At 63.1% G+C, this 2,285-nt stretch carries 3 protein-coding genes; 2 read left to right on the top strand and 1 reads right to left on the bottom strand.

Annotation, left to right across the window (positions count from 1 at the left end):
• Nucleotides 1–100, top strand: a 100-nt coding sequence (locus PG883_RS23250; protein WP_167576793.1) for a transposase, incomplete at its 5' end; no start/stop codon positions are given.
• Between the two features lie 57 nt (nt 101–157).
• Here PG883_RS23250 and tsaA read toward each other — a convergent pair.
• Nucleotides 158–862 (bottom strand): tRNA (N6-threonylcarbamoyladenosine(37)-N6)-methyltransferase TrmO, encoded by a 705-nt coding sequence (gene tsaA / locus PG883_RS23245; protein WP_201888616.1) that lies wholly within the window; start codon nt 860–862, stop codon nt 158–160.
• Nucleotides 863–1,178: 316 nt separating this feature from the next.
• Here tsaA and PG883_RS23240 point away from each other — a divergent pair, with 316 nt between their 5' ends.
• A complete protein-coding gene (locus tag PG883_RS23240) occupies nt 1,179–2,174 on the top strand; it encodes an NAD-dependent epimerase/dehydratase family protein (protein ID WP_201896687.1) in 996 nt (331 codons plus the stop codon).
• The last annotated feature ends 111 nt before the right edge of the window (nt 2,175–2,285 follow it).

The raw sequence follows: 2,285 nt of genomic DNA, 5'->3' as shown, positions 1-2,285 counted from the left end.
CAACAAGATCAAAGTGATAAAGCGCATGGCATATGGATTTAGGGACTCAGAATACTTTTTTCTGAAAATCAAGGCGGCCTTCCCCGGAAAGCCGCGATGAACCATAAAAAAGCCACCCGGGAGGGTGGCTTTTTTCATGCTGCCAGAGAGGCTTTTTTCAAGCGGGTTCGATGGTCAGCACCTGACATTGCGGTTCTTTTATCTGAAATCGCACGTTCACATCGAACAATCTGACACCGTACACCTTGTCATCCGGCTTGCCCTTCTTGTAAGCAGGGCGGGGATCCTGGGCCAGCACCTCCCTCACCAGTTCACGCAGCTCCGGGTGGGCCTTGAGCCAGGGGGCGAGCTGCTGCTCGGCCTGGGCGCTGAAGCTCACCGCCAGCAGCGGGGTGGGGGCATCGGGGGCGAAACCGCCACGGGCGTGGGGCAGGCTGTCGGCATAGGGGACATAGGGCTTGATGTCGACAACGGGGGTGCCGTCGAGCAAGTCCACGGCGCCCAGCTCGAGCCAGAGCTTGCCGCGCTCACGTCCCACCCCGTGCAGCTCGACCACGGAGAGGCCAAGGGGGTTGGGACGGAAGGTGGAGCGGGTGGCAAAGACCCCGACCCGCTCATTGCCGCCGAGGCGCGGCGGGCGCACCGTCGGGTGCCAGCCCTGATCCATGGTCTGGTGAAACACGAAGCTGATCCAGAGATGGGAGAATTGCTCGATGCCACGCAGCACATCGGGCTGATCATAGGGAGGAAGCAGTTCGAGGCGGGCGCGAGCCGCGCTGACCAGGCCGGGCTGGCGGGGTATGGCGAACTTCTCCTTGTAGGGAGAGCGGATGATCCCTAGGGTATCGATATCGAACTTCATGGCGGATCCTGGCTGAAAACCCGGGCAATGTAGCACAGGCACGCCGAAAACGCAGGGGGAGTACCAGGACGCGGCCCCTGTGATCCCGATCCCAGACCCGGTGCCAGGGGGCTGTGTCCTGGTGCCAACTTGCGTAGGGTGGGGCGGCAAAAGGGGTGGCGGGGGAGCGGACAAGGAATCTGCTGCCCGCACCATGACGATATGCCTGGCGGCATCAGGGCGTGCCTGGGACGTGTGCTCACCATGCCAGGCCATGGCCGTTTCGGCTGCCCGTGGAGGGGCTGCAAGGAGAGGGCGCTATAGAGGAGAGACAGGGATGAAATTGTTGATTATCGGCGGCACCGGCTTTCTGGGTCGCCACCTGACCACGCTGGCCCTGGATTGGGGGCACGAGGTGACGCTGTTCAATCGCGGCCACCGCCAGCACCCGGATTGGCGGGAGCTGACCCAGCTTCACGGGGACAGAGACGGGGACCTGGCCCCCTTGCGGGGCGAGGGGCAGCACTGGGATCTGGTCATCGACACCTGCTGCTATCGCCCCGAACAGGCCGAAGGACTCTCTGACGCCCTGCTGGGGCGCTGTGATCGGCTCATCTTCATCTCCACCATCAGTGTCTATCGCGATTTTTCCCAACCCGGCATGGATGAGTCGGCCCCCTTGCACGAGATGGCAGGAGCGCCCACCGACTACGGTCCCCTCAAGGTGCTGTGCGAGTCGGTGTATCGCGCCCGCTGGGGAGATCGCCTGTGCACCCTGCGCCCCGGCGTGCTCTGCGGCCCCTTTGATCCGACCGCTCGTCTTGCCTGGTGGGTGAGGCGGGTGCAGCGGGGCGGGCACTGGCTCTTGCCGGGGCTGGGGGAGGACAGGCTGCAATACCTGGATGTGCGCGACTGCGCCGAGTTCGTGCTGCGGGCTGCCGAGCAGCGACTCGCTGGGTGCTTCAACCTGATCAAGCCCGGCATCGCACTGAGCGACTGGGTGGAGCGTCTTGCTGCCCGGCTGACGCCAGTGACCCCCTTGCAGCTCGAGTGGGCTCCCTGGCGTGACCTGATGGCGGCAGGGGTGGCGCCCTGGCAAAGCTATCCCACGCTGCTGCCAAACGAGCTGCCCGAGTATGCTGGGTATGGCACCATCAGCGCCGAGGCCGCCATCGTTCATGGGCTGAACTTTCGCCCCCTGGAGGAGACGGTTGACGATCTGGTGGTATGGCTTGCCAGCAACCCCCGGGGGCCGCTGCCGGGCATGACCCATGATGAGGAACAGGCCCTGCGACGACGAGTGGAGGTTTCCTTGTCATCGAATGCGTACTAGGCTGTGTTCTTAAAGTGATGAAGATATAATCTCACATCTTCTCAACAGCTTAAGATCCATTCCGTGTCCCGCCGTTATCAGCTGACTGATGCACAATGGGGGCTTATCGAG

The organism is Aeromonas sp. QDB25 (genome assembly GCF_027707725.1).
Taxonomy (GTDB): Bacteria; Pseudomonadota; Gammaproteobacteria; order Enterobacterales; family Aeromonadaceae; genus Aeromonas; species Aeromonas caviae.
This window is presented reverse-complemented; position numbering and strand designations above follow the sequence as displayed.